We start from the raw sequence: 24072 nt of genomic DNA on the forward strand, positions 1-24072 counted from the left end.
CTGGGGCTGGCGGCTCGGGCATTGACCCCGCTAGGTTCACCGCGACCACAGGTGAATCAAGGGGAGGGTGAATGCGCAAGGCGCTCAGATGGCTGCTGTCGCTCGTGGTGCTCATTGGCACCGTGAGCGCGGCCGGCGCGACGGCCGGTGCGGCTACCGCCGCGGAGCCGACGACCGGCACGGACATCAAGGACCGGGTCCTCGCGATACCGGGCATGAGTCTCATCGAGGAGAAGCCGTACCCGGGCTACCGGTACCTCGTTCTCAACTACACACAGCCGGTCGACCACCGGCACCCGGGCAAGGGCACCTTCAAGCAGCGAATCACCCTGCTGCACAAGGACACCAACCGCCCCACCGTCATGTTCACCTCCGGCTACAACGTGAGCACCACGCCTCGCCGCAGTGAGCCGACGGCCATCATCGACGGCAACCAGGTCTCCGTGGAGTACCGGTTCTTCACCCCGTCCCGGCCCGACCCGGCCAACTGGTCCAAGCTCGACATCTGGCAGGCCGCGAGCGACCAGCACCGCATCTTCACCGCGCTGAAGAAGATCTACTCCAAGAACTGGCTCACCACCGGCGGCTCCAAGGGCGGCATGACCGCCACGTACTACGAGCGCTTCTACCCGCGCGACATGGACGGGGTCGTCGCCTACGTCGCGCCCAACGACGTGGTGAACAAGGAGGACTCGGCGTACGACCGGTTCTTCGAGAAGGTCGGCACCAAGGAGTGCCGCGACAAGCTCAACGCCGTGCAGCGCGAGGCGCTGGTGCGCCGCGAGCCGCTGGAGGCCATCTACACCAAGTACGCGGCGGACAACGGCTACACCTTCACGACGGTCGGCTCCCTCGACAGGGCGTACGAGGCGGTCGTCCTCGACTACGTCTGGGCCTTCTGGCAGTACAGCCTGCTGGCCGACTGCGAATCGATCCCGGTCGCCAAGACCGCGACCGACCAGCAGATCTGGGACAGCGTGGAAGCGATCTCCGGCTTCTCCTTCTACGCCGACCAGGGGCTGACGCCGTACACGCCGTACTACTACCAGGCAGGCACCGAGCTGGGCTCGCCCGACATCAAGCAGCCGCACCTCGAGGGCCTGAGCCGGTACGGGTACCAGCCGCCGCGGAACTTCGTGCCGCGTGACATCCCCATGCACTTCAAGCCGTGGGTCATGCGCGACGTGGACAGCTGGGTGCGGCACAACGCCCGCCAGATGATGTTCGTCTACGGCCAGAACGACCCGTGGGGCGCCGAACAGTTCCGGCTCGGCAAGGGCACCCGCGACAGTCATGTGTACGTCGTGCCCGGCGGAAACCACGGATCCAATGTGGCCGGCCTGGTGCCGGACCAGAAGGCGGCGGCCACCGCCGCGATCCTGAAGTGGGCGGGCGTCGCCCCGGCCGCCGTCCAGCAGGACGCGGCGAAGGCGAAGCCGCTGACGAGGTACGACGCGAAGCTCGACAAGCGCGACCTGGAGCGGGAGCCGGCCCTGCGGCCGTAACTCTGCCCGTAAACCCGGTGGGCTGTGCCCGCACGCCGTGTGAGTGACCCTCACACACGGCGGGCGCAGCCCACCGGCGTCTCGCCGCCGAGCCGTACATACAGCGCCGTGGGCTGTGGGCACTGCGCCCGGCTCGCCACCGCCGACGCCACGGTGAACTCCGGGGCCCGCTCGCCCGATCCGTCGCAGGCCGTCTCCTTCACCTGCCTCCTGCTCGCGCTGTAGACGCAGTCGCCGACGAGGGTGTGCGGGCCGCCGCCCCCGCCCGGGTCGCCCGGGTGCGGCGGCTCCAGATTGCGCATACAGGCGTACCCCTGACCCACCTCCCCGTCGCCGTCCTCATCGGTCGCCGGGCGGCTCTCGGAGATGTGCAGCACGAAGTCGGTGGTCGCGGGGCAGCCGGGGCCGGCCGCGGCCCGGCCGCCGTGCCGGGCGGTCACCCGGGCCACCGCCTTCTCGCTCGTACAGGACACCTCATGGAAGTCGCGGCCGCGCGATGCGCAGTCGCCGGGGCCGAGGAAGACCAGGCCGTATCCCGAAGGCGTGGCGGTGGGTCCTTCGACGGTGCCGGCGGCCGTTCCCGCGTGGCCCGTCGCCTGCTGGCAGCCCGTGGTGAGCGCTGCCGCCAGTACGAGTACCAGTACCAGGGCGCTCACCGCCCCGGCGGGCCGCCGCTGTTGTGCCATACGGACCCCCGAGCCCCGGCCACCCGGCCGGTCCCTCAAGCGTGACCCGCCGGAGCGGGCCACGCCAGACGCGCGTCGTGCATGGGAACAGTGTGCGGGAGTGCGCCGGTGCGCGTGGCCGGTTTGCGCACATCGGTCGGTATGCGCGCCTCGGTCGTTTTGCTCACCCCGGTCGTTTTGCTCAGCTCAGTCGGTTTGCGCCCGCTCAGTCGTAGGACAGGCCGTGGCCGAGGGGGTACAGCACCTGGGCGGGGTCGGTCGCGCTCTGTACGGGCACGGGGAGCCGTCCCTCGGGCTCCGCGCGGCCGGCGATCACCCGTGCGGCGGCGCGCACTTCGACATCGGTCCAGGAGTACGTGGCCAGAGCCGCCCCCACTCCTTCGAGCATGGCGATGTCGTACGGATTGCGGATGGCGAGCGCGACGACCGGGACTCCCGTCCGGGCGAGCCGGGCCACCAAGGTGCGCTGGGGGCTGGTGGCCGTGACGTTGTACGTGCCGACGATCACCGCGTCCTTGCCGCTCGCCGCGGCCACCGCCTCGTCGATCTTCGCGGCGGTCGGGGTGATGCCGGTGGACAGCGCGGTTGCGGTAAAGCCGAGTTCGGCGAAGGCCTGCGCCAGCACCGTGGTCGGCGGTCCGGTGGTCCCGGTGGGCGAGGCCGGATCCGCGCCGACGACCAGGAGGTTCCGCCGGTTGCGCCGGCTCAGCGGCAGCAGTGCGCCCTCGTTGACCAGCAGGGTCGTCGTCCCCTCGGCGATCTTGTCGGCGATGGCGAGGTGCGTGCGCACACCGACGATGCGGTCCAGCTGCCGCAGGGAGACGAACGGGTCCTGGAACAGGCCCAGTTTCTCTTTCAGGAGCAGGATGCGCAGGATCGATTCGTCGAGACGGGAGACGGTGAGCTCGCCGCTCCTGACGGCAGTGAGGACGCCGTTCCAGGCGACGGCCAGGTCCGGCGGGTTGAGCAGCTGGTCCACGCCCGCCTTCAGGGCGAGCACCGGCACCCGGTGGTCGCCGTACTTGTCCCGTACACCCTGCATATTGAGCGCGTCGGTGACGACCACGCCGTGGTAGCCGAGCTCCTCGCGCAGGATGCCGGTGAGGATGGGTGCGGAGAGCGTGGCCGGGTCGTTGCTGGGGTCCAGCGCCGGGAACTGGATGTGCGCCGTCATGATCGAGTCGATCCCGGCGGCGATCGCGGCCCGGAACGGCGGGGCGTCGATGTCCTCCCACTGCTGCCGGGTGTGAGTGATGACCGGGATGCCCGTGTGGCTGTCGACGGTGGTGTCGCCGTGGCCCGGGAAGTGCTTGGAGGTCGCGGCGATGCCCGCGCTCTGATAGCCGCGGACCTGGGCGGCGACGAGACCGGCCACCGCGTCCGGGTCGGCGCCGAAGGAGCGTACGCCGATGACCGGATTGGCGGGATTGACGTTGACGTCGGCGACGGGGGCGTAGTTCTGGACAATGCCCATCGCGGCGAGCTCGGCCCCGGCGATCCGCGCGGCCGTACGGGTGGCGGAGCGGGACCCGCCCGCACCCAGCGCCATCGCGCCCGGCATCAGCGTGGCGGGCTTGCCGACCCTGGTCACTATCCCGTGCTCCTGGTCGGTGGAGATCAGCAGCGGCACGGGGGTCGGCCGGGCGAGCCCGGCCCGCTGGATGCCGTTGGACAACTCGGCGATCTGGTGCGGATCGCGGGTGTTGTGCGCCCAGGCGAAGTAGATGATGCCGCCGACGTGGTACTTGGTGACCAGCTCGGCGGCCGTACGGACGCCCATCTCCTTGAGGTTCAGCTCGATGTCGGCCTGGTCGGGGGCGGTGGCGGAGTGCCCGTACACCCGCATCACGAAGAGCTGGCCGACCTTCTCCTCCAGGCTCATCCGGGCGATCAGCCGCTTGAGACGGTCGTGATGGGCGGGGCGGGCGAACACGGGCGATGCGGTGGCGACGGCCCCGGCGGTGACGGCGGTTGCGGCGGTTGCGGTGAGGAGGGTGCGTCTGGAGAGGCTCCGGCCGTGACTCCGGTCATGGTCGCGGTCATGGCTCCGGTCGTGCATGGGTGCTCCTTCCGGCCTTGCTCGACAAGGGAGTTGAAGGAAACTTCCAAGGACTCACGGATAGCCCGAAAATTACTGCCAGGTCAAGGGTGTGGCAACAGAAAGGCCGCGCGACGCGCGAAAGCTCACCGGGACGGGGGCCCGCCACCGGTGCTGTCGGAGGGGGCGCACCGGTGGCGGTGTGCTGCCGGCCGCAGGCGGCTGGAGAGGGGTGGTCAGCGATCGCAGCCAGCAGCGAGGGCCGACACCGCGTTGCGGAGACTCACCCAGCAGTACGGCGGGTTAGACGGAGAGGGTTCGCGATGGGTTCCGATTGCGTACGAATCGGTACGGGTGGGGCGGAGGTGCCGGGCGGGGCGCGGGCGTCCGCGGCGCGGGACTTGGGCCGTCCGGGATGGCCGGGGCCGCGGGTGGGGGCGTCCGGGGCGCGGGTCCTGGGCCGTCCGGGGCGCGGGTCTTGGGCCGTCCGGGATGGCCGGGGCCGCGGGTGGGGGCGTCCGGGGCGCGGGTCCTGGGCCGTCCGGGGCGCGGGTCTTGGGCCGTCCGGGATGGCCGGGTCCGCGGGTGGGGCCTGGGGCCCCCTCCGGGGCTCGAATTCTGGACTGCGCTGCGCTCAATGTGCGGCTCCGCCGCGTGGTCACCGCGCTTCGCGCGAGCTGCGCCGCTTTACGTCCGGAACACGACCCCTACGCGTCCCCCTGCACCTCAAGGCTCACCGCCACCCCCGTGTGCAGCGGCGCCGCGAGGCCACCGCAACGGCGGGTCGGTTTATCCGCGCCGCGAAGTTGGCGGAAGCGGCGGACTCGTGCCCCCGAGCCGTGAAGCCGTGTCCACGGTGGAGCCATACCCACGCGCTGCGAAGCCGTGGCACGGCGGAGGCGTCTGACCGCGCCGCGAAGCAGCCGCAACGGCGGGTCCGTATCTCCGCGCCGCGAAGCTGGCGCATCGGGGTGTGGGGGCGTCAGCCCCCACGTACTCCTTCCCCTCGGGGCCTGGGGGCATCCCCCAGTTTCGGGAAGGGGCGGGGTGGGGGACAAAACCACCCGCACCCCGGACGCCCGCGCCCCCGGACCGCCCGCGCGTCACGCCGCCGCACCCACCCCCACCCAGTGCCCCCGCAACGCCCCAACCGTCGCCGTGATCGCCGGCCGCCTCGCCGCCCCCATCCGCCACAGCGCGTACAGCCGCCTCTTCGGCACCGGATCGAGCACCACCGCCACCACCCCCGCCGGCAGCGCCCCCCGCCCCAGCCGGGGGATCATCGCGATGCCCAGGCCCGCCGCGACCAGCGCGACCTGGGTGTGGTACTCCTCCGCCTGGTGCGCCACATCGGGCTCGCACCCCGCCGCCCGCAGCGTACGGATCAGCCAGTCGTGGCACACCGTGCCCGGCGGCTGGCAGATCCACCGCTCCCCGGTCAGTTCCTCCCGCCGCACAGACGCCCGCGCGGCGAGCGGATGCCCCTCCGGCACCAGCAAATCGCACAGGTCGTCGCCGATGACCGCCTGCTCGACGCCCTCCGGCGCCGGCAGTGGCGCGATGTCCCAGTCGTGCGCGACCGCCAGGTCGATCATGCCGCGGGCCACCAGGTCGATGGACAGATGCGGATCGACCTCGGTCATCCGCGCATCGAGCCCCGGATGCCGTCGGCCGAGCTCCGCGAGCACGCCCGGCAGCAGACCGCGTGCCGCCGTGGCGAAGGCCCCGATGGCCAGCCGCCCGGTCGGCTCCCCTCGGCGCTCCTCGAGCGTGGTCTCCGCGCGCTCCACTATCGCGAGCAACTCCTGCGCCGTGGCTGCCAGATGCCGCGCCTCCTCGGTGAGCGCGACCCCCCGCCCCTGCCGCTCGAGCAGCGTCGTACGAGTCTCCCGCTCCAGCTTGGCGATCTGCTGCGACACCGCGGACGGGGTGTACCCGAGAGCCGTCGCCGCCGCTGCCACCGAACCGTGCACCGAGACCGCGTGCAGCGCCCTCAGCCGTCCCAGATCGAGCATCGCTGACTCCCATTCGTAAGCAACGCTCAATTCCACCATGAAGAAATCCGCGCTGGTGCTACATGGTCCGCGCCGGTGATCCTCGGTCCATGCGTCCCGTACACATGGCACTCGCCGCCCTGGTCACCGCGATCTGGGGAGTGAACTTCGTCGTCATCGAGCTCGGGCTCGGCCACTTCCCACCCCTGCTCTTCTCCGCCCTGCGTTTCCTCGTCGCGGCGCTGCCCGCGGTCTTCTTCGTGGGCCGCCCGAAGGTCGCCTGGAAGTGGGTGATCGGCGTCGGACTCGCCCTGGGTGTCGCGAAGTTCGGCCTGCTCTTCATCGGCATGGACCGGGGTATGCCGGCCGGCCTGTCCTCGCTCGTCGTGCAGATCCAGGCAGTCTTCACAGCTCTGTTCGCCGCCGTCGCCCTGGGTGAACGCCCGGGAGGGACACGGGTCCTGGGCATGGCCGTCGCCCTGTCCGGCATCGCCGTCGCCGCTGTCGACGAAGGGACCTCGGGACCTGTCCTCGCCTTCCTGCTGGTCATCGCGGCGGCCGCCTGCTGGGGTGTGTCCAATGTGCTGACCCGAAAGGCGTCCCCGCCGGACGCGCTGAACTTCATGATCTGGGTCTCCACCGTCCCCGTACTGCCCCTGCTCGCGCTCTCCCTGCTCTTCGAGGGCCCGCGGGCCGATGTGGACGCGCTGCGCTCGCTGGACTGGAGCGGCGCCGGGACGATTCTCTACGTCGCCTGGGGCGCGACGGTCTTCGGCTTCGGCGCCTGGGGCTCTCTGCTGCGCCGCTATCCCGCGTCCGCCGTCGCCCCCTTCTCGTTGCTGGTGCCGGTCTTCGGCATGTCCTCCGCGGCCCTGCTGCTCGACGAGTCGGTCAGCCCACTGCGCTGGGGCGCCGCGGTGCTGCTGGTCGGCGGGGTTGCGCTCACCTCACTGTCGCGAGCAGGTGCTCCAGATACTCCCGCCCCGGCGTCAGCAGTCCCGGCAGGTCCGCCGCCTGCGGATACCAGCGCTTCTCGTACTCCCAGCACAGCCACGTCTCGTCGGTGAGCGTCGCCAGGCACTCGGCGATCGGCAGTACGCCCACACCGAGGGGGAGCGGTGCGAGGTCGTCGGCGGAGGCGACGTCCTTGACCTGCAGATAGCCGAGGAACGGCGAGAGTGCGGCATGGGCAGCCGCCGGTTCCTCGCCCTCCAGCCAGGGAGACACGACGTCCCAGATCGCGCCCGCGTACAGGTGGCCGACCGGGCCCAGAATGCGGGACACATCGGCCCCGGCCCGGTGCGAGTCGTGGGTCTCCAGCAGAATCCGTACGCCGAGCGTGGCCGCGGTCTCCGCCGCCACGCCGAGCCGGCGGGCGGCGACGGCCTCGGCTTCGGCAGGGTCCTGGTCGCCGCCGCCGGGAAAGACGCGCACATGTGGCGCGCCCACATCCTTTGCCAGCTGGAGCAGTTCCTCGATCTCCCGGAGCACCGGGACGTCGTCGCCCTCCGCCGCGACGCCGGTGTATCCGCATACGGTCAGGATCTCCACGCCCGCCCGCTCGAACTCCCGGACCACGGCGGCCCGTTCCTGCGCCCCGATCCCGGGGTGCACCGGCTCTTCGGGGTCGGCCCGCAGTTCCACCCCCTGGTAACCGGTGTCGGCGGCGAGTTGCACCACGTCCGGGATGGGCATGCCCGGCACACCGAGCGTCGAGAAGGCGAACTTCACGTGACCGTCCTTACTTGTCCGTTTCTTCCAGCAGGGGCAGCCGCCAGTCCTGGCCGACCAGATCCACGCCGTACGAGCGGTGCGGCTTCTCGGCGACGAGGGTGAACCCGGCCCGCTGATAGATCCGGCGGGCCCCGGCCAGTACGTCATTGGTCCACAGCACCAGTTCCCGGTACCCCACTTCGCGCGCGAAATCCACCACCGAACGCACGAGTCGGTCACCGAGTCCCAGACCGCGTGCCTCGGGTTCGACGAGAAGCAGCCGCAGCCGCGCGGTGGCCGGGGCGTCGTCGCGTACGCACATGACCGACCCCACCGGGCGGCCGTCCAGTTCGGCGATCCACACCCGCTCCAGATGGGGGTCGTGGTCCTGGGCGAAGTCCGCGACGATGCGGGCGACGAGCCCTTCGAAGTCGGCGTTCCACCCGTATTCGGCGGCGTAGAGGGCTCCGTGCCGCTGCACGATCCACCCAAGATCGCCGGGCCCCGGATCCCGCAGTACCGGGCCTTCGCGGTGCCCCGCCCGGCCGCTGCCGAGGATCGCGCGCACGGTCCCCACCGCCTCGACCAGCCGGGGCCGCTCCTCGACCGGCACTTTGGCGAGCAGCGACGCCACCGCCTCCCGCGACCGCTCGTCCAGCAGCGCGGCGGCCTCACGTCCGCGGGGACTGAGGGTGATCCGCTGCCGCCGCGTATCCACCTCGGAGGGCGCCCGCTCCACCAGGCCGTCGCGCTCGAACTTGGCGAGCATCCTGCTCAGATACCCGGCGTCGAGGGAGAGTTCGGCGCGCAGATCGGCGGCGTCGGTGCGGGGGCCGTGGGCGAGCTCGTAGAGAACGCGGGACTCGGTGAGGGTGTAGGGGGTGTAGAGGTGCTTGCTGTAGTCGAGGGCGCCGATGAGGTTGGTGTAGAAGCGGTTGAAGGCGCGGATCTCGTGGATCGGCATAAGCGACCTCCGGGCGTTTTCCTTTGACTGAGTCAACGGTAGGCCGGGGTCCGGATCCCGGCAAGAGCCGATGGTCACCGCCCGCACCCCGGACTGGCCAGCAGACCGTGCTCACCCCTTCCGCGGTGGCGCCGTCGACGACCGGGCCATCAGTTCCGCCCCGATCGTCGCGATACCCCCCGGCGGCGGCGCCTCCTTCCCCATCGCCAGCCGTCCCGCCCGCGCCCCCGCCTCGTACAGCGGCAGTCGTACCGTCGTCAGCGCCGGCACCGCGTCCACCGAGAAGGGCAGGTCGTCGAAGCCCGCCACCGAGATGTCCCCGGGGATCCGCAGCCCCTGGTCGCGCAGCGCCGCACACGCACCCAGTGCCACCGTGTCGTTCGCAGCCACGATCGCCGTCAAGGCGGGGTCGCGGCGCAGCAGTTCGAGTGTCGCGTCATAGCCGGAGCGCCGGGCGTACGGGCCGTGCACGGTCAGCCGGTCCTGGTCCTCGTCGATCCCCGCCGCTGCCAGCGCGGCCCGGTGACCCTCCAGCCGGTGCCGGGTCGTCGTACGCTCCGCCGGCCCCGCGACATAGCCGATCCGCCGGTGCCCGAGCGTGAGCAGATGCTCGGTGAGTCGCCGTGCCCCGCCCCGGTTGTCGAAGGTGAGCGCCGCCACGATCGCGTCGCTGCCTGGCAGCGGCGGCCTCCCGCACAGCACCACCCGTGTCCCCGCATCCGCGAGCTTCGCGAGTTTCGCGGCCATCGCCTCGATGTGATCCGGATCCTCCAGCGCGCCGCCGGTCAGCACGACGGCCGCGGCCCGCTGCCGCTGCAGCAGTGTGAGATAGGTGAGTTCGCGCTCCGGCGAGCCCCCGGTGTTGCAGACGACGGCGAGTTTCTCGCCGCCCGCGCGCCCCGCCCCCTCCTGCCCGCCGATCTCGGTCTGCGCGGCCCCGGCCATGATCCCGAAGAAGGGGTCGGCGATGTCGTTGACGAGTATGCCGACCAGATCGGACGTGGCCGCGGCCAGCGAACTCGCGGGCCCGTTCAGTACGTAGTCGAGCTCGTCGACGGCCCGAAGTACCCGCTCCCGCGTCGATGCCGCGACCGGGTAATTGCCGTTGAGCACACGGGAGACGGTGGCCGGCGACACCCGGGCGCGCGCCGCCACATCCGCCAGGGTGACTGTCATCGCTTTCCTCCGCGGGAGATGGAACGGGGCCTTGTCCGGGCCACTGTCGGCAGGCTAGCGTCATACCGTGTAGAAAGCGCTTGCTATGGCTGGGTAGAGGCAACACGGCCGTAATGAGGGAACCGGAAGCACCAGGAGGCACAGGCGGCGCCCAGAAGCACCGGCAGCGCCGGGAGGCACCGCCGCGCCGGGAAGCGATGAGAAGCATCGAGGGGACAGGGAGGCACCTTCGTGACACGCAGGACGGTGCGGATCGCCATGAACGGCGTCACCGGTCGGATGGGATACCGCCAGCACCTGGTGCGCTCCCTCCTCGCCATCCGCCAACAGGGCGGCCTCGACCTCGGTGACGGCGACGTCCTGTGGCCCGAACCCGTCCTCGTCGGCCGCCGCGAACCCGCACTGCGCGAGATCGCCGAGCGGCACGGCCTCGCGCATCTCTCCACCGACCTCGACGCCGTACTGGCCGACGACAGCATCGACATCTACTTCGACGCGCAGGTCACCTCCGCCCGCGTCGCCGCGATCAAGCAGGCCGTCGCGGCGCGCAAGCACATCTACACGGAGAAGCCCACCGCCACCGACCTCGCCGGCGCGCTCGAGCTGGCCCGCCTCGCCGACGCCGCGGGCATCAGGCACGGCGTCGTCCAGGACAAGATCTTCCTGCCGGGCCTGCTCAAGCTGAAGCGCCTCGTCGATGGCGGCTTCTTCGGCGAAATCCTCTCCGTGCGCGGAGAGTTCGGCTACTGGGTCTTCGAGGGCGACTGGCAGGAGGCCCAGCGCCCGAGCTGGAACTACCGCGCCGAGGACGGTGGCGGCATCGTGGTCGACATGTTCCCGCACTGGGAGTACGTACTGCACGAGCTGTTCGGCCGGGTGACGAGCGTGACGGCGCACGTCGCCACGCACATCCCGCAGCGCTGGGACGAGCGCGGCAAGCCGTACGCGGCGACCGCGGACGACTCCGCCTACGGCATCTTCCAGCTGGAGGGCGGCGCCGTCGCCCAGATCAACTCCTCCTGGGCGGTCCGGGTGATGCGTGACGAGCTCGTCGAGTTCCAGGTCGACGGTACGCACGGCTCGGCGGTCGCGGGGCTGCGCCGCTGCCGCGCCCAGCACCGCTGCGCCACCCCGAAGCCTGTCTGGAACCCTGACCAGCCCGCCACCGAGTCCTTCCGCGACCAGTGGCAGGAGGTGCCGGACAACGGGGAGTTCGAGAACGGCTTCAAGGCGCAGTGGGAGCTGTTCCTGCGCCATATGGTGCTCGGCGAGCCGTACCACTGGGACCTGCTGGCGGGCGCGCGCGGTGTGCAACTGGCCGAGCTGGGCCTGAAGTCCTCGGCCGAGGGACGCCGCTTCGAGGTGCCGGAGCTCGCGCTGTGACGATCCGCCTTCCGCACGGGACGTACGAACCGCGCACCGAACCGGCCGTGTTCGCCGGGCGCGCCGCCCTCGCCGGGGGCGCCGCGCTCGCTTCCCGTACGGTCTTCTCGGCCGCGCATGTCGTCGCCGACCCGTACGCCGACACGACGTGGGACTCGTCCGCCGGCGTGGACTGGGACGCGACGCTCGCCTTCCGCCGCCATCTGTGGTCGCACGGGCTCGGCGTCGCGGAGGCCATGGACACCGCGCAGCGCGGGATGGGCCTGGACTGGTCGAGCGCGGCGGAGCTGATCCGGCGCTCGGCGGCGGAGGCGAGGGCGGTGGGCGGCGCGATCGCCTGCGGTGTCGGCACGGACCAGCTGAGGGGGCCGGCGGACCAGCTGACCGGGCCCGCGGACCTGGCCACGGTCCGCGCCGCCTACGAGGAACAACTCGCGCTGGTCGAGGAGACGGGGGGACAGGCGATCCTGATGGCATCCCGTGCCCTCGCCGCCGCCGCCGAGGGGCCTGAGGACTATCTCCACGTCTACTCCCACCTCCTGCGCCAGGCGTCCGAGCCGGTGATCCTGCACTGGCTGGGCCCGATGTTCGACCCGGCGCTGGAGGGTTACTGGGGCTCCGCCGACCTCGACGCGGCCACCTCCGTCCTCCTGGACGTCATCGCCGCCCACCCCGAGAGGGTCGACGGCGTCAAGATCTCGCTGCTCGACGCCGGGCGCGAGATCGACCTGCGCCGCCGCCTCCCGCAGGGCGTGCGCTGCTACACCGGAGACGACCTCCACTACCCCGAGCTGATCGCCGGCGACGAGCGGGGCTTCAGTCATGCGCTGCTCGGCATCTTCGACCCGCTGGGTCCGCTCGCGGCACAGGCGGTACGAGTCCTGGACACGGGCGACGCCGACGGCTTCCGGAAGATCCTCGACCCGACGGTGGAGCTGTCCCGGCATCTGTTCGAGCCGCCGACGCGCTTCTACAAAACGGGTGTCGTGCTGCTGGCGTGGCTGGCGGGGCACCAGTCGCACTTCACGATGGTGGGGGGCCTGCAGTCGGCGCGCTCGCTGCCACACCTGTGCCGGGCGTACGTACTGGCCGACGGTCTGGGCCTGTTCCCGGACCCCGGCCTCGCCGAGCAGCGTATGAAGACCCTGCTGACGATGTACGGAGTCGACCAGTGACCGACCTGACCCGCTTCAGCATCAACCAGATGACGGTGAAGCAGCTGACCCTCCCGGAACTCACCGAGGCGTGTGTGCGCCTGGGCATCGGGAGGGTCGGTCTGTGGCGCGAACCGGTCCAGGCGTACGGAGCCGGCGCGGCGGCCAAGCTCGTACGCGAGGCAGGTCTGACGGTCACCAGCCTGTGCCGCGGCGGCTTCCTCACGGCGATCGACGCCGCGGAACGGGCCCGCGCCCTGGCGGACAACCGTGCGGCGATCGACGAGGCGGCGACCCTCGGCACGGACACCCTGATCCTGGTCTCCGGTGGTCTCCCGGTGGGCAGCCGCGACCTGGCGGCGGCGCGTGAACGCATCGCGGACGCGCTGTCCGTACTCGCTCCTTGTGCGGCCGACCGAGGGGTACGCCTGGCGATCGAACCGCTGCACCCGATGTACGCGTCGGACCGCTGCGTGGTCTCCACGCTGACGCAGGCGCTGGACCTCGCGGAGCGTTTCCCGCCGTCCCAGGTGGGCGTGGTGGTGGACACGTACCACATCTGGTGGGACGACACGGCCCCGTCGGCGGTGACGCGGGCGGGCGCGGCGGGCCGCATCCACGCCTTCCAACTGGCCGACTGGACCACGCCCCTGCCGGCGGGCGTGCTGAACGGCCGCGGTCAGATCGGGGACGGCGCGATCGACCTGCGCGCATGGCGGGACCGGGTGGACGCGGCGGGTTACGGGGGCGCGATCGAGGTGGAGCTGTTCAACGACGGGCTGTGGGCGCGGGACGGCGTGGAGGTGCTGAGGGAGACGGCGATCCGCTTTGTGGAGCACGTAGTTCCGAAAAAATAACTGCCCGCAGTCCTACAACCCTTTCCGTGTGAGGTGGGTCGTACCTGGCATCAAGACTCCTGGGGGAGGGATCTGGGGGGATCCAGGGAGTTCTTGACGGAGGGGGACAGGGGCCCGGTCGGCAGGACCGGGCCCCCATGACTGTCCGGGTGGCTGTCCTGGTGCCGATCCGGGGGACCGTCCTGGTGACTGTCCGGTTGTCCACAGGCACCCCGCACTGTCCGACCCCGGCGGTAGCGTCGGATCATGTCCAATCAGGCAGTGGTCGAAGGGGTCCTGGAGCGGATCACCTACGCCAACGAGGAGAACGGCTACACGGTCGCCCGCGTCGACACCGGACGCGGCGGCGGTGATCTCCTCACGGTGGTCGGCTCGCTGCTCGGCGCGCAGCCGGGCGAGTCCCTGCGCATGGAGGGCCGCTGGGGCTCCCACCCGCAGTACGGCAAGCAGTTCACCGTGGAGAACTACACCACGGTCCTCCCGGCCACCATCCAGGGCATACGCCGCTACCTCGGCTCCGGTCTGATCAAGGGCATCGGCCCGAAAATCGCCGAGCGCATCGTCGAGCACTTCGGCATCGACACCCTCGACATCATCGAGCAGCAGCCCAAGAGGCTCATCGAGGTCCCCGGACTCGGCCCGAAGCGTACGAAGTTGATCGGCGTCGCCTGGGAGGAGCAGAAGGCCATCAAGGAGGTCATGGTCTTTCTCCAGGGAGTCGGCGTCTCGACGTCCATCGCCGTGCGCATCTACAAGAAGTACGAGGACGCCTCGATCTCGGTCGTGAAGAACCAGCCGTACCGCCTGGCGGCAGACGTGTGGGGCATCGGCTTCCTCACCGCCGACAAGATCGCCCAGGCGGTGGGCATACCGCACGACAGCCCGGAGCGGGTCAAGGCCGGCCTTCAGTACGCCCTGTCGCAGTCCACCGACCAGGGCCACTGCTTCCTGCCCGAGGAACAGTTGATCGCGGACGCGGTGAAGCTGCTCCAGGTGGACACCGGCCTGGTCATCGAGTGCCTCGCCGAGCTCGCTGCGGAGGAGGAAGGTGTCGTACGGGAGACGGTGCCGGCCCCCGACGGCGGTGAGCCGGTGACCGCCGTCTATCTGGTGCCCTTCCACCGCGCCGAGATCTCCCTGGCCGCCCAGCTGGGGCGCCTGTTGCGGTCTGCGGACGACCGGATGCCGGCCTTCCAGGACGTCGCCTGGGACAAGGCGCTGGCCTGGCTCGCGGAGCATACGGGCGCGGAGCTGGCGCCCGAGCAGGAGCAGGCGGTCCGCCTCGCGCTCACCAGCAAGGTGGCCGTCCTCACCGGTGGCCCCGGCTGCGGCAAGTCGTTCACGGTCCGCTCCATCGTGGAACTGGCCCGCGCCAAGAAGGCCAAGGTGGTGCTCGCGGCCCCCACCGGGCGCGCGGCGAAGCGGCTGGCCGAGCTCACCGGCGCCGAGGCGTCCACCGTGCACCGGCTGCTGGAGCTCAAGCCGGGCGGGGACGCGGCGTACGACCGGGACCGGCCGCTGGACGCGGACCTGGTGGTGGTCGACGAGGCGTCCATGCTCGATCTGCTGCTGGCCAACAAGCTGGTCAAGGCCGTCGCCCCGGGCGCGCATCTGCTGCTGGTCGGGGACGTGGACCAGCTGCCGAGCGTCGGCGCGGGCGAGGTGCTGCGTGATCTGCTCGCCGCCGGCGGCCCGGTGCCCAGCGTCCGGCTCACCCGGATCTTCCGCCAGGCCCAGCAGTCCGGCGTCGTCACCAACGCCCACCGCATCAACTCCGGCGTCCAGCCCATCACGTCGGGCCTCTCCGACTTCTTCCTCTTCGTGGAGGAGGAGACGGAGGACGCGGGAAAGCTCACCGCCGATGTGGCGGCCCGCCGGATTCCCGCCAAATTCGGCCTTGATCCCCGGCGCGATGTGCAGGTCCTCGCGCCGATGCACCGCGGCCCGGCCGGCGCCGGCACGCTCAACAGCCTGCTCCAGCAGGCGATTACGCCCGCACGGCCGGACCTCCCCGAGAAGCGTTTCGGCGGCCGGGTGTTCCGCGTCGGCGACAAGGTCACCCAGATTCGCAACAACTACGAGAAAGGCAAGAACGGCGTCTTCAACGGCACGGTCGGCGTGGTCACCTCACTGCACCTGGAGGACCAGCGGCTGACGGTGCTGACGGACGAGGACGAGGAGGTTCCGTACGACTTCGACGAGCTGGACGAGCTGGCACACGCCTATGCGGTGACCATCCACCGCTCGCAGGGCAGCGAGTACCCGGCAGTGGTGATCCCGGTCACCACCGGGGCCTGGATGATGCTCCAGCGGAACCTCCTGTACACGGCGGTCACCCGGGCCAGGAAGCTCGTCGTGCTGGTCGGCTCCCGCAAGGCGATAGGGCAGGCAGTGCGCACTGTTTCCGCAGGCAGACGCTTCACCGCTCTCGACCACCGGCTGGCCGGCCCCGTGCCACTGCTGAGCCGGCCGGGGGAGGTCGCCGGGCCTCCCGGGGTGGGAAATGCCACCCCAGCTTCCGGAACCAGGGCGAAGGGGGCAAGATGAGCAGGTTGGCGGCACTCAGTGCCGCCGATAGGCCCAATGGTCGACCCCGAGTGCACTCTCCTCAGCCAAATGGGGGATGGTAGAGACAGTCAGGGCACCTCGAAGAAGAGGCACTACGTCGGTGAGGGATGACGTGAGCGACAACTCTGTAGTACTGCGGTACGCGGACGGTGAATACACCTACCCGGTGGTCGAAAGCACCGTCGGTGACAAGGGCTTCGACATCGGGAAGCTCCGAGCCCAGACCGGTCTGGTGACCCTGGACAGTGGATACGGCAATACCGCCGCCTACAAATCCGCGGTCACCTACCTCGACGGCGAGCAGGGCATCCTGCGCTACCGCGGCTACCCCATCGAGCAGCTGGCCGAGCGGTCCACCTTCCTCGAGGTGGCCTACCTGCTGATCAACGGCGAGCTCCCGACGGTCGACGAGCTTTCCGCCTTCAAGGGTGAGATCACCCAGCACACGCTGCTGCATGAGGACGTCAAGCGGTTCTACGGCGGATTCCCGCGCGACGCCCACCCGATGGCGATGCTGTCCTCCGTGGTCAGCGCGCTGTCGACGTTCTACCAGGACAGCCACAACCCGTTCGACGAGAAGCAGCGCCACCTCTCCACGGTCCGGCTGCTGGCCAAGCTGCCGACGATCGCGGCGTACGCGTACAAGAAGTCGATCGGGCACCCCTTCGTCTACCCGCGCAACGACCTCGGGTACGTGGAGAACTTCCTGCGGATGACCTTCTCGGTCCCCGCCCAGGAGTACGACCTGGACCCGGTCGTCGTCTCGGCGCTCGACAAGCTGCTGATCCTGCACGCCGACCACGAGCAGAACTGCTCGACCTCCACCGTGCGTCTGGTCGGCTCCTCGCAGGCGAACATGTTCGCCTCGATCTCCGCCGGCATCAGCGCGCTGTGGGGCCCGCTGCACGGTGGCGCCAACCAGTCGGTCCTGGAGATGCTCGAGGGCATCCAGGTCAACGGCGGCGACGTCGACTCCTTCATCCGCAAGGTGAAGAACAAGGAGGACGGCGTCCGTCTGATGGGCTTCGGCCACCGCGTCTACAAGAGCTTCGACCCGCGGGCGAAGATCATCAAGGCTGCGGCGCACGATGTCCTCTCGGCGCTCGGCAAGTCCGACGAGCTGCTCGACATCGCGCTCAAGCTGGAGGAGCACGCGCTCTCCGACGACTACTTCGTCTCGCGCAACCTCTACCCGAACGTGGACTTCTACACGGGACTGATCTACCGGGCCATGGGCTTCCCGACCGAGATGTTCACCGTGCTCTTCGCGCTCGGCCGGCTGCCCGGCTGGATCGCCCAGTGGCACGAGATGATCAAGGAGCCGGGTTCCCGCATCGGCCGTCCGCGCCAGATCTACACGGGCGAGGTCCTGCGCGACTTCGTCCCGGTCGAGGCCCGCTGACGCAGGCTGCTTGCTGACGCAGGCCCTGAGCCGCTGACACAGGCCCTGAGCCCGGTACGTCGCGCGTACGCGCTTCGTAGCCGGGCGCCGGTCGCACCGGCGCAGACAAGCGGAAAGCGCCCCGCTGCCGATCCCCCCACGGGTCGGCGTGCGGGGCGCTTCCCATATCCCCGGAGCGGATTCCCCCCACGGGATCCGGCCGGGCGTCTGCTGGTTGCAGAAGCTCCTCACGCGGTCTGCCGGGGTACGTACGCACGGGAGGGCCGCTCAAAGCTCCCCGGGCACGTGCCCCGGCCAACAGCTTGCCTGGGACGTCCCCCAAGACATCCCATGAACGTCCCCCAAGACGTTCTCGGCATCGCCCATTCAGACTCGCGAGGAGCCTCAATGGTTACCCCTAAATATCTGTGATCTAGGTCTCCTTGTGAAGGTCTTGTGACCTATCTGTAGTCACGAGAAGGAGCGCAGTCGGAGGCTGTTGGTCACCACAAATACGGACGAAAAGGCCATGGTAAATCCGGCGATCATGGGGTTGAGCAGGCCAGATGCCGCGAGCGGCAGTGCGGCAACGTTGTAGCCGAAAGCCCAGTAAAGATTCCCTTTGATGGTGGCCAGAGTCCGACGGGCGAGACGGATCGCGTCGGCCGCGGCCCTCAGGTCTCCGCGTACGAGGGTGAGATCCCCGGCTTCTATGGCGGCATCCGTACCCGTACCCATGGCCAGACCCAGGTCCGCGGTGGCGAGCGCGGCCGCGTCGTTGACGCCGTCGCCGACCATCGCGACGCAGCGGCCCCGTGTCTGGAGACGCCTGACCACAGCCACCTTCTCCTCCGGCGTGACCTCGGCGTACACCTCGTCGATGCCGACCTCGGCCGCGACCGATTCGGCCACCGCCCTGCTGTCGCCGGTCAGCAGTACCGGAGTGAGGCCGAGGGCCCGCAGCCGCTCCACCGCCTCGGCGCTGGTGTCCTTGACGGTGTCGGCGACGGTCAGCACGCCGAGCGCCTTGCCGTCCCGGGCGGCGAAGACGGCTGTACGCCCATCGGCGTCCATGAGCTCCCCGGGCAGCTCCACGCCCGCCTCCCGAAGCAGCCGGGCGCGCCCGACGAGAACCTCGTGTCCGTCGACAACGCCACGCACGCCCAGTCCTGGGAGGTTCTCGAAGGCTGTCGGCACGGGCAGCGGGCCGAGCCGTTCCTCGGCTGCCGCGGCGACGGCGCGGGCGATGGGGTGCTCCGAGGCGTGCTCCAAGGCGCCCGCGAAACGCAGCAGTTCATCCGCGTCGGCGGTTTCGGAGGCGTACGCCTGCTGAAGGCGCATCCGGCCGGTGGTGACCGTCCCGGTCTTGTCCAGGACGACGGTGTCGACTCTGCGGGTGGACTCCAGCACCTCGGGCCCCTTGATCAGGATGCCGAGCTGGGCGCCGCGTCCCGTGCCGACCATGAGGGCGGTCGGGGTCGCCAGCCCCAGTGCGCAGGGGCACGCGATGATCAGTACGGCCACGGCGGCGGTGAAGGCCGCGGTGGCGTCGCCGGTGGCCAGCAGCCAGCCGACGAGTGTGCCGAGGGCGATCACGAGGACCACGGGTACGAAGACGGCCGAGATCCGGTCGGCGAGGCGCTGCACCTCCGCCTTGCCGTTCTGGGCGTCCTCGACCAGCCGGGCCATCCGGGCGAGCTGGGTGTCCGCGCCGATCCTGGTGGCCTTGACGACGAGCCGGCCCTCGGTGTTGACGCAGCCACCGGTCACCGGGTCGCCCACGGCCACATTGACCGGGACGGACTCGCCGGTGAGCATCGAGGCGTCGACGGCCGAGGTGCCGTCGACGACTGTGCCGTCGGTGGCGATCTTCTCCCCGGGGCGTACGACGAAGCGGTCGCCGACCGCGAGCCGGCCGACCGGTATACGTATCTCGCCATTGCCTCTGAGGACCGTGACGTCCTTCGCGCCCAGCTCCATCAGGGCACGCAGGGCCGCGCCCGCCTTGCGCTTGGAGCGGGCCTCCAGAAAGCGGCCGAGGAGGATGAACGTGGTCACGCCCGCCGCGACTTCGAGGTAGATCGTCGAAGCGCCGTCGGTACGCGAGATGGTCAGGTCGAAACCGTGGCGCATGCCGGGCATCCCGGCGTCGCCGAGGAACAGCGCCCAGAGCGACCAGCCGAAGGCGGCGAGCGTGCCGACGGAGACGAGGGTGTCCATGGTGGCCGCGCCGTGCCGGAGGTTGGCCCAGGCGGCCCGGTGGAAGGGGAACGCGCCCCAGACGGCGACGGGGGCGGCGAGGGCGAGCGAGAGCCACTGCCAGTTGTCGAACTGCAGGGCCGGGATCATCGCCATGAGGACGACGGGCGTGGCGAGTACGGCGGAGACGGTGAGGCGTTGGCGCAGGGCGACCGACTCGGGGTCGGGGTGCCCGGCGGTGTCCGTACCGGAGGCAGCGGCGGGTTCGGGCTCGGCTTCGGGCTCGGGTCGCGGGGGCTGCTCGGCCGTGTAGCCGGTCTTCACGACGGTGGCGATGAGGTCGGCGACCTCCAGCCCGGGCCGGTAGGAGATCTTCGCCTTCTGGGTCGCGTAATTGACCGTGGCGCTGACGCCGTCCATGCGGTTGAGCTTCTTCTCGACGCGAGCGGCACAGGAGGCGCAGGTCATCCCGCCGATGGTGAGCTCGACCTGGGAGGTTTCCACGTTCGGGACTCCAAAAACGGGGGCCGGGCCGTACCCGGGCAGTACGGGACTGGTCGGGTACGGCCCGGCGGCGGGCTGTGCGGGGGCGAGTCGGCCCTCAGGCCCTCAGGCCCTCAGTCGCTCGGGGCTCGGGCGCTCAGGCCCGGCCGACCAGCTCGTATCCGGCCTCGTCGACGGCCTCGCGTACGGCGGACTCGTCGAGCGGGGCCTCGGAGACGACCGTCACCCGGCCGGTCGCGGCGACCGCCGCCACCGAAGTGACGCCGGGAAGCCCGGAGATCTCGCCGGCGACGGCGCCTTCGCAGTGACCGCAGGTCATGCCGGTGACCTGGTAGACGGCGGTGACTCCGCCCAGCTGCACATCGGCCGCGCCGGTGCCACAGGCGCCGCCGCCGCAGCAGCCGGAGGTGGGAGCTGTCTGGGAGGTCTCGGTCTCGGCCGTCATGTCGTTCTCCTCGAAGCGCTTACACGGTGCACTCATGGTGTAGCAGAGGTCTCGGTGACTCCCGGTATCCTCCAGCCTTCACCATACTATACCCCTAGGGGGTATCAAACGAACATCGAAGCTGCCGGTGGGGGCGGGCGAGGCGCCGCCGGAGGGGCGAGTCAGCGGGACGGAGGCCTGGTGAGCACGGCCTTGCCTACCACCGGGTCGAGGTAGCGGAACATGACGTGCTTCACCTCGGCGATGTACGCGTCCCGTTCCGCGCCCTCATGGGCGAGTACGAGGTCGAGGCCCGCCTTGAAGAGGGCGAAGGTCATGTCCGCCGTACGGCTGCGCTCGGTGGCGGGCATGTCCGGCAGATAGTGGGCCAGCAGCTCCTCGACCCGGGACAGCAGGGAGGCGTGCAGGGCGTCGTGCTCCTCCGCGATGCGGCCGGGGACGTCGGAGCCGTGCAACAGGGCGAAGAAGACCGGGTTCTCGCAGTTGAACTGGATCATCGGATCGAGCACGGCGTCCAGCATCTGATCGAGGGGGAGGGCGAGGTTGGCCGGGGTGAAGGCCTGGCCGTGGGCCTCGCGCATCTCGTGCATCAGACGCTCGCCGAGTTCGACGGCGATGGCCTCCTTGTTCGGGAAGAACTGGTAGAGCGTGCCGGGGGAGACGCTCGCCTCGCGGGCGATGGCGTTGGTGCTGGCGGCGGTGTAGCCGGAGGAGCAGAAGACGTTCGCGGCGGCCTGGAGGAGCTGGGCGATCCGGCGCTCTCCACGGGCCTGCCGGCGCCGTGGCTTGGCGGCGGGCCCGGTGGCCACGGGCGTCGAGGGGTCGGCGGGCTTGGGTGTGGCGGTGGGCCCGGGCGTCGCGGCCCGTGTGGCCGCGGGCGTCCTGGGCTCGACCTTCGCGGGCTCCGGCACGTGAATCCCCAGCCTTCCTGGAGTGGTTGACAAACGCGAGTGGGCGCTCGCATTCTTGGTCAATGCGAGTGACAGCTCGTGTTTGCCAGTCTATGGCAATGGCCGGTCCATGCTGCCTGCCGGGAAGCCTGCGCATGAGCCACGGTGAAGGGGACACCGCACCATGTCCGAAGTCAACAGCCCACCGCCGGTCGGGGGATGGACCCGCTTCGTCACGGCGCGGCCGCGGCTCTCGCTGCTGGCCGCGCTGGTGCTCACCGCACTCGCCGTGTTCGCCGGAAGCGGGGTCGCCGAGCGCATGGGGAGCGGCGGCTGGCAGGACCCGGCCGCCGAGTCGACGTATGCGACGAAGGCGCTGGAGCGGGAGTTCCCGGCCTCCCAGCCGAATCTGCTGCTGCTCGTGGACAGCGGGCGGGCGAGCGTGGACGACCCGGCAGTGGCCGCCGAGGGACGGCGGCTCGGGGAGCGGCTCGCCGCCGAGAAGGACGTCACGGGCGTCGGCTCGTACTGGGGGACCCGCTCACCCGCGCTGCGCGCCGGCGACGGGCATCAGGCACTGATCGCCGCGCGGATAGAGGGCGACGAGAAAGCCACCTCCGAGGTGCTGGAGCGGATAGCGCCGGACTTCCGCGGGGCGCACGGCCCGGTGCAGGTCTCGATCGGCGGCCCCGTCGCCCTGCAGCACGAGATGACCACGACCATCCAGGAAGACCTGCTGCGAGCCGAGCTGATCGCCCTGCCGGTGACGCTGGTGCTGCTGGTCATGGTCTTCGGCAGCGCGATCGCGGCACTGCTCCCGCTGGGCGTCGGCATCGTCGCCATCCTGGGGACGAACGCCGTCCTGCGGGGCATCACCGAGTTCGCCGATGTCTCGGTCTTCGCACAGAACCTCACCACGGCCCTGGGCCTCGGACTCGCCATTGACTACGCCCTGTTCATCGTGCGCCGATTCCGCGAGGAGCTGGCCGCCGGGGCCGAGGTGCGGGAGGCGATCGGCATCACTCTGCGTACCGCGGGTCGCACGGTGCTGTTCTCCGCGCTGACCGTGGCCGTGTCGCTGGCCGCGATGCTGGTCTTCCCGCAGTACTTCCTGCGGTCCTTCGCCTACGCCGGGATCGCGGTGGTCCTTCTGGCGGCGGGAGCCGCGCTGGTGCTGCTTCCGGCCGCCCTGATGCTGCTTGGGCACCGGGTCAATGCGCTGGATCTGCGCCGCCTTTTCAAGCCTGGCAGGCGCGACGGCACATCGTCCGGCGAGGCCGGTACGGACAAGGCGCCGGCCGCGGACCGGAAAGCGGCCGCGGACCAGCGAGCGGCAGCGGACCAGGAGACGGCCGGAGCCGGGTGGGCACGGCTCGCCGGGCTGGTGATGCGCCGCGCCCCCCTGTTCGCGTTCGCCACCGTGACCGGTCTTGTGCTGCTCGGACTGCCCTTCCTGGGCGTGAAGTTCGGCACCCCCGACGACCGTCAGCTGCCGTCGACCGCCGAGGTCCATGTGGTTCAGCAGCAGATACGGGACGGCTTCCCCGGCAGCCCCGCCGGCGGCCTCGAAGTCTTCGCCGAGGGCACCGGTTCCGGGTCCGCGACGACCCCCGCCGAGTACGCCGAGTACCGCGACAAGATCGCCGCCCTCCCGGGTGTGCTGCGGGTGGACGGGCCCGTCACCTCGGGCGGATCCGCCTACCTCACGGTGCAGCCCAAGGGCGAGGCGGTGGGCGAGGAGGCCCAGCGGCTCGTGCATGAACTGCGCCACGTACCGGCCCCGTTCGACACCTCGGTGACCGGCCGGGCCGCAGTGCTGGAGGACTCCAAGGCCGCCATCGCCGACCGGCTGCCACTGGCGCTGGGGATCATCGCCATAGTGACGCTGCTGCTGGTCTTCCTGCTCACCGGCAGTGTGCTCATCCCCATCCAGGCGGTCGTGCTCAACGCCCTCAGCCTGACGGCGATGTTCGGCGCGGTGGTCTGGGTCTTCCAGGACGGGCACCTCTCCGGGCTGCTCTCCTTCACCTCCACCGGGGACATCGAGACGACGCTGCCCGTGCTGATGTTCTGCATCGCCTTCGGGCTGTCCATGGACTACGGCGTCTTCCTGCTCTCCCGTATCAAGGAGGAGTACGACCGCACCCACGATCATGAGCACGCAGTGAGGTTCGGCCTTCAGCGCACCGGAGGCCTGATCACCGCGGCGGCCGTGATCCTCGCTGTCGTGATGGTGGGCATCGGCACCTCACGGGTGACCAACACCAAGATGCTCGGCCTGGGAATCGCGCTGGCCGTGCTGATGGACGCCATGGTGGTCCGCAGTCTGCTCGTCCCCTCGGTGATGAAGCTGATGGGCGCCTCGACCTGGTGGGCGCCGGGGCCGCTGCGCCGGTTCCATGAGCGGTTCGGCCTGAGTGAGGGGGAGATACCGCAGACCGTGCCGCACCCGGATCAGGAGCCGGGATCGACGCCCGACCTCGACCTCGACCTCGACCTTGATCCCGACCCCGACCCCGACCCCGACCGCGACGCCGTGCCGGGCCCGGAGACCGAGCCCGACATCGAGCAGGACCCGGACGCGGCACGGGACACGGTCAGGACGTGATACGGCC

At 70.5% G+C, this 24072-nt stretch carries 16 protein-coding genes and 1 pseudogene; 8 read left to right on the plus strand and 9 right to left on the minus strand.

The window, feature by feature from the left end; translation table 11 throughout:
• Nucleotides 1-71 precede the first annotated feature (71 nt).
• Nucleotides 72-1505: a S28 family serine protease gene (locus ACQEVG_RS04990; protein WP_432977580.1), complete on the plus strand. Its 1434-nt coding sequence runs from the start codon at nt 72-74 to the stop codon at nt 1503-1505.
• Nucleotides 1506-1555: 50 nt separating this feature from the next.
• Here the strand turns inward: ACQEVG_RS04990 and ACQEVG_RS04995 are convergent, their stop codons facing one another.
• The 3 genes from ACQEVG_RS04995 to ACQEVG_RS05005 all read right to left on the minus strand — a co-directional run bounded on the left by ACQEVG_RS04995 (nt 1556) and on the right by ACQEVG_RS05005 (nt 6244).
• Nucleotides 1556-2191, minus strand: a complete 636-nt coding sequence (locus tag ACQEVG_RS04995; RefSeq protein WP_432977583.1) for a hypothetical protein — start codon at nt 2189-2191, stop codon at nt 1556-1558.
• A gap of 205 nt (nt 2192-2396) precedes the next feature.
• On the minus strand, nt 2397-4250 hold the full coding sequence (locus ACQEVG_RS05000) for a glycoside hydrolase family 3 protein (protein ID WP_432977586.1): 1854 nt from the start codon (nt 4248-4250) through the stop codon (nt 2397-2399).
• 1082 nt (nt 4251-5332) lie between these two features.
• On the minus strand, nt 5333-6244 hold the full coding sequence (locus tag ACQEVG_RS05005) for a LysR family transcriptional regulator (RefSeq protein WP_432977589.1): 912 nt from the start codon (nt 6242-6244) through the stop codon (nt 5333-5335).
• Between the two features lie 89 nt (nt 6245-6333).
• Between ACQEVG_RS05005 and ACQEVG_RS05010 the strand changes: the two genes are divergently transcribed.
• Entirely contained in the window at nt 6334-7290 is a 957-nt protein-coding gene (locus tag ACQEVG_RS05010; RefSeq protein WP_432977592.1) for an EamA family transporter, read from the plus strand.
• On the opposite strand, the pseudogene ACQEVG_RS05015 reads toward ACQEVG_RS05010, so the two are convergent.
• The 3 genes and pseudogenes from ACQEVG_RS05015 to ACQEVG_RS05025 all read right to left on the minus strand — a co-directional run.
• A pseudogene (locus tag ACQEVG_RS05015) lies at nt 7184-7954 on the minus strand (sugar phosphate isomerase/epimerase family protein); the annotation flags it as partial. The gene ACQEVG_RS05010 and the pseudogene ACQEVG_RS05015 overlap by 107 nt on opposite strands.
• Nucleotides 7955-7964: 10 nt before the next feature.
• Nucleotides 7965-8900 (minus strand): bifunctional helix-turn-helix transcriptional regulator/GNAT family N-acetyltransferase, encoded by a 936-nt coding sequence (locus ACQEVG_RS05020; protein WP_432977596.1) that lies wholly within the window; start codon nt 8898-8900, stop codon nt 7965-7967.
• A 111-nt stretch (nt 8901-9011) separates the two neighbouring features.
• The gene (locus tag ACQEVG_RS05025) at nt 9012-10076 is read right to left on the minus strand and encodes a LacI family DNA-binding transcriptional regulator (protein ID WP_432977599.1); all 1065 of its coding nucleotides are present in this window, start codon (nt 10074-10076) and stop codon (nt 9012-9014) included.
• Nucleotides 10077-10307: 231 nt separating this feature from the next.
• Here ACQEVG_RS05025 and ACQEVG_RS05030 point away from each other — a divergent pair, with 231 nt between their 5' ends.
• From ACQEVG_RS05030 to ACQEVG_RS05050, 5 genes are all read left to right on the plus strand, one after another.
• A complete protein-coding gene (locus ACQEVG_RS05030) occupies nt 10308-11459 on the plus strand; it encodes a Gfo/Idh/MocA family protein (protein WP_432977602.1) in 1152 nt (383 codons plus the stop codon).
• The gene (locus ACQEVG_RS05035) at nt 11456-12634 is read left to right on the plus strand and encodes a dihydrodipicolinate synthase family protein (protein ID WP_432977605.1); all 1179 of its coding nucleotides are present in this window, start codon (nt 11456-11458) and stop codon (nt 12632-12634) included. The genes ACQEVG_RS05030 and ACQEVG_RS05035 overlap by 4 nt, the downstream gene beginning before the upstream one ends.
• Nucleotides 12631-13470: a sugar phosphate isomerase/epimerase family protein gene (locus ACQEVG_RS05040; RefSeq protein ID WP_432977608.1), complete on the plus strand. Its 840-nt coding sequence runs from the start codon at nt 12631-12633 to the stop codon at nt 13468-13470. The genes ACQEVG_RS05035 and ACQEVG_RS05040 overlap by 4 nt, the downstream gene beginning before the upstream one ends.
• 246 nt (nt 13471-13716) lie before the next feature.
• Nucleotides 13717-16017: an SF1B family DNA helicase RecD2 gene (gene recD2 / locus ACQEVG_RS05045; RefSeq protein ID WP_432977611.1), complete on the plus strand. Its 2301-nt coding sequence runs from the start codon at nt 13717-13719 to the stop codon at nt 16015-16017.
• 133 nt (nt 16018-16150) lie between these two features.
• Complete coding sequence (locus ACQEVG_RS05050) at nt 16151-17440, plus strand: citrate synthase (RefSeq protein ID WP_432977614.1); 1290 nt, start codon at nt 16151-16153, stop codon at nt 17438-17440.
• 450 nt (nt 17441-17890) lie between these two features.
• Here ACQEVG_RS05050 and ACQEVG_RS05055 read toward each other — a convergent pair whose 3' ends face one another.
• The 3 genes from ACQEVG_RS05055 to ACQEVG_RS05065 all read right to left on the minus strand — a co-directional run bounded on the left by ACQEVG_RS05055 (nt 17891) and on the right by ACQEVG_RS05065 (nt 21484).
• Entirely contained in the window at nt 17891-20086 is a 2196-nt protein-coding gene (locus ACQEVG_RS05055; protein WP_432985076.1) for a heavy metal translocating P-type ATPase, read from the minus strand.
• 172 nt (nt 20087-20258) lie between these two features.
• Nucleotides 20259-20567: a heavy-metal-associated domain-containing protein gene (locus tag ACQEVG_RS05060; RefSeq protein ID WP_432977617.1), complete on the minus strand. Its 309-nt coding sequence runs from the start codon at nt 20565-20567 to the stop codon at nt 20259-20261.
• Nucleotides 20568-20728: 161 nt separating this feature from the next.
• Nucleotides 20729-21484, minus strand: coding sequence for a TetR/AcrR family transcriptional regulator (locus ACQEVG_RS05065; RefSeq protein ID WP_432985079.1), 756 nt, complete (start codon nt 21482-21484; stop codon nt 20729-20731).
• Between the two features lie 157 nt (nt 21485-21641).
• Between ACQEVG_RS05065 and ACQEVG_RS05070 the strand changes: the two genes are divergently transcribed.
• Nucleotides 21642-24065 (plus strand): MMPL family transporter, encoded by a 2424-nt coding sequence (locus tag ACQEVG_RS05070; RefSeq protein WP_432977620.1) that lies wholly within the window; start codon nt 21642-21644, stop codon nt 24063-24065.
• Nucleotides 24066-24072: the final 7 nt, after the last annotated feature.

It is taken from the genome of Streptomyces sp. CA-135486, assembly GCF_050936555.1.
Taxonomy (GTDB): domain Bacteria; phylum Actinomycetota; class Actinomycetes; order Streptomycetales; family Streptomycetaceae; genus Streptomyces.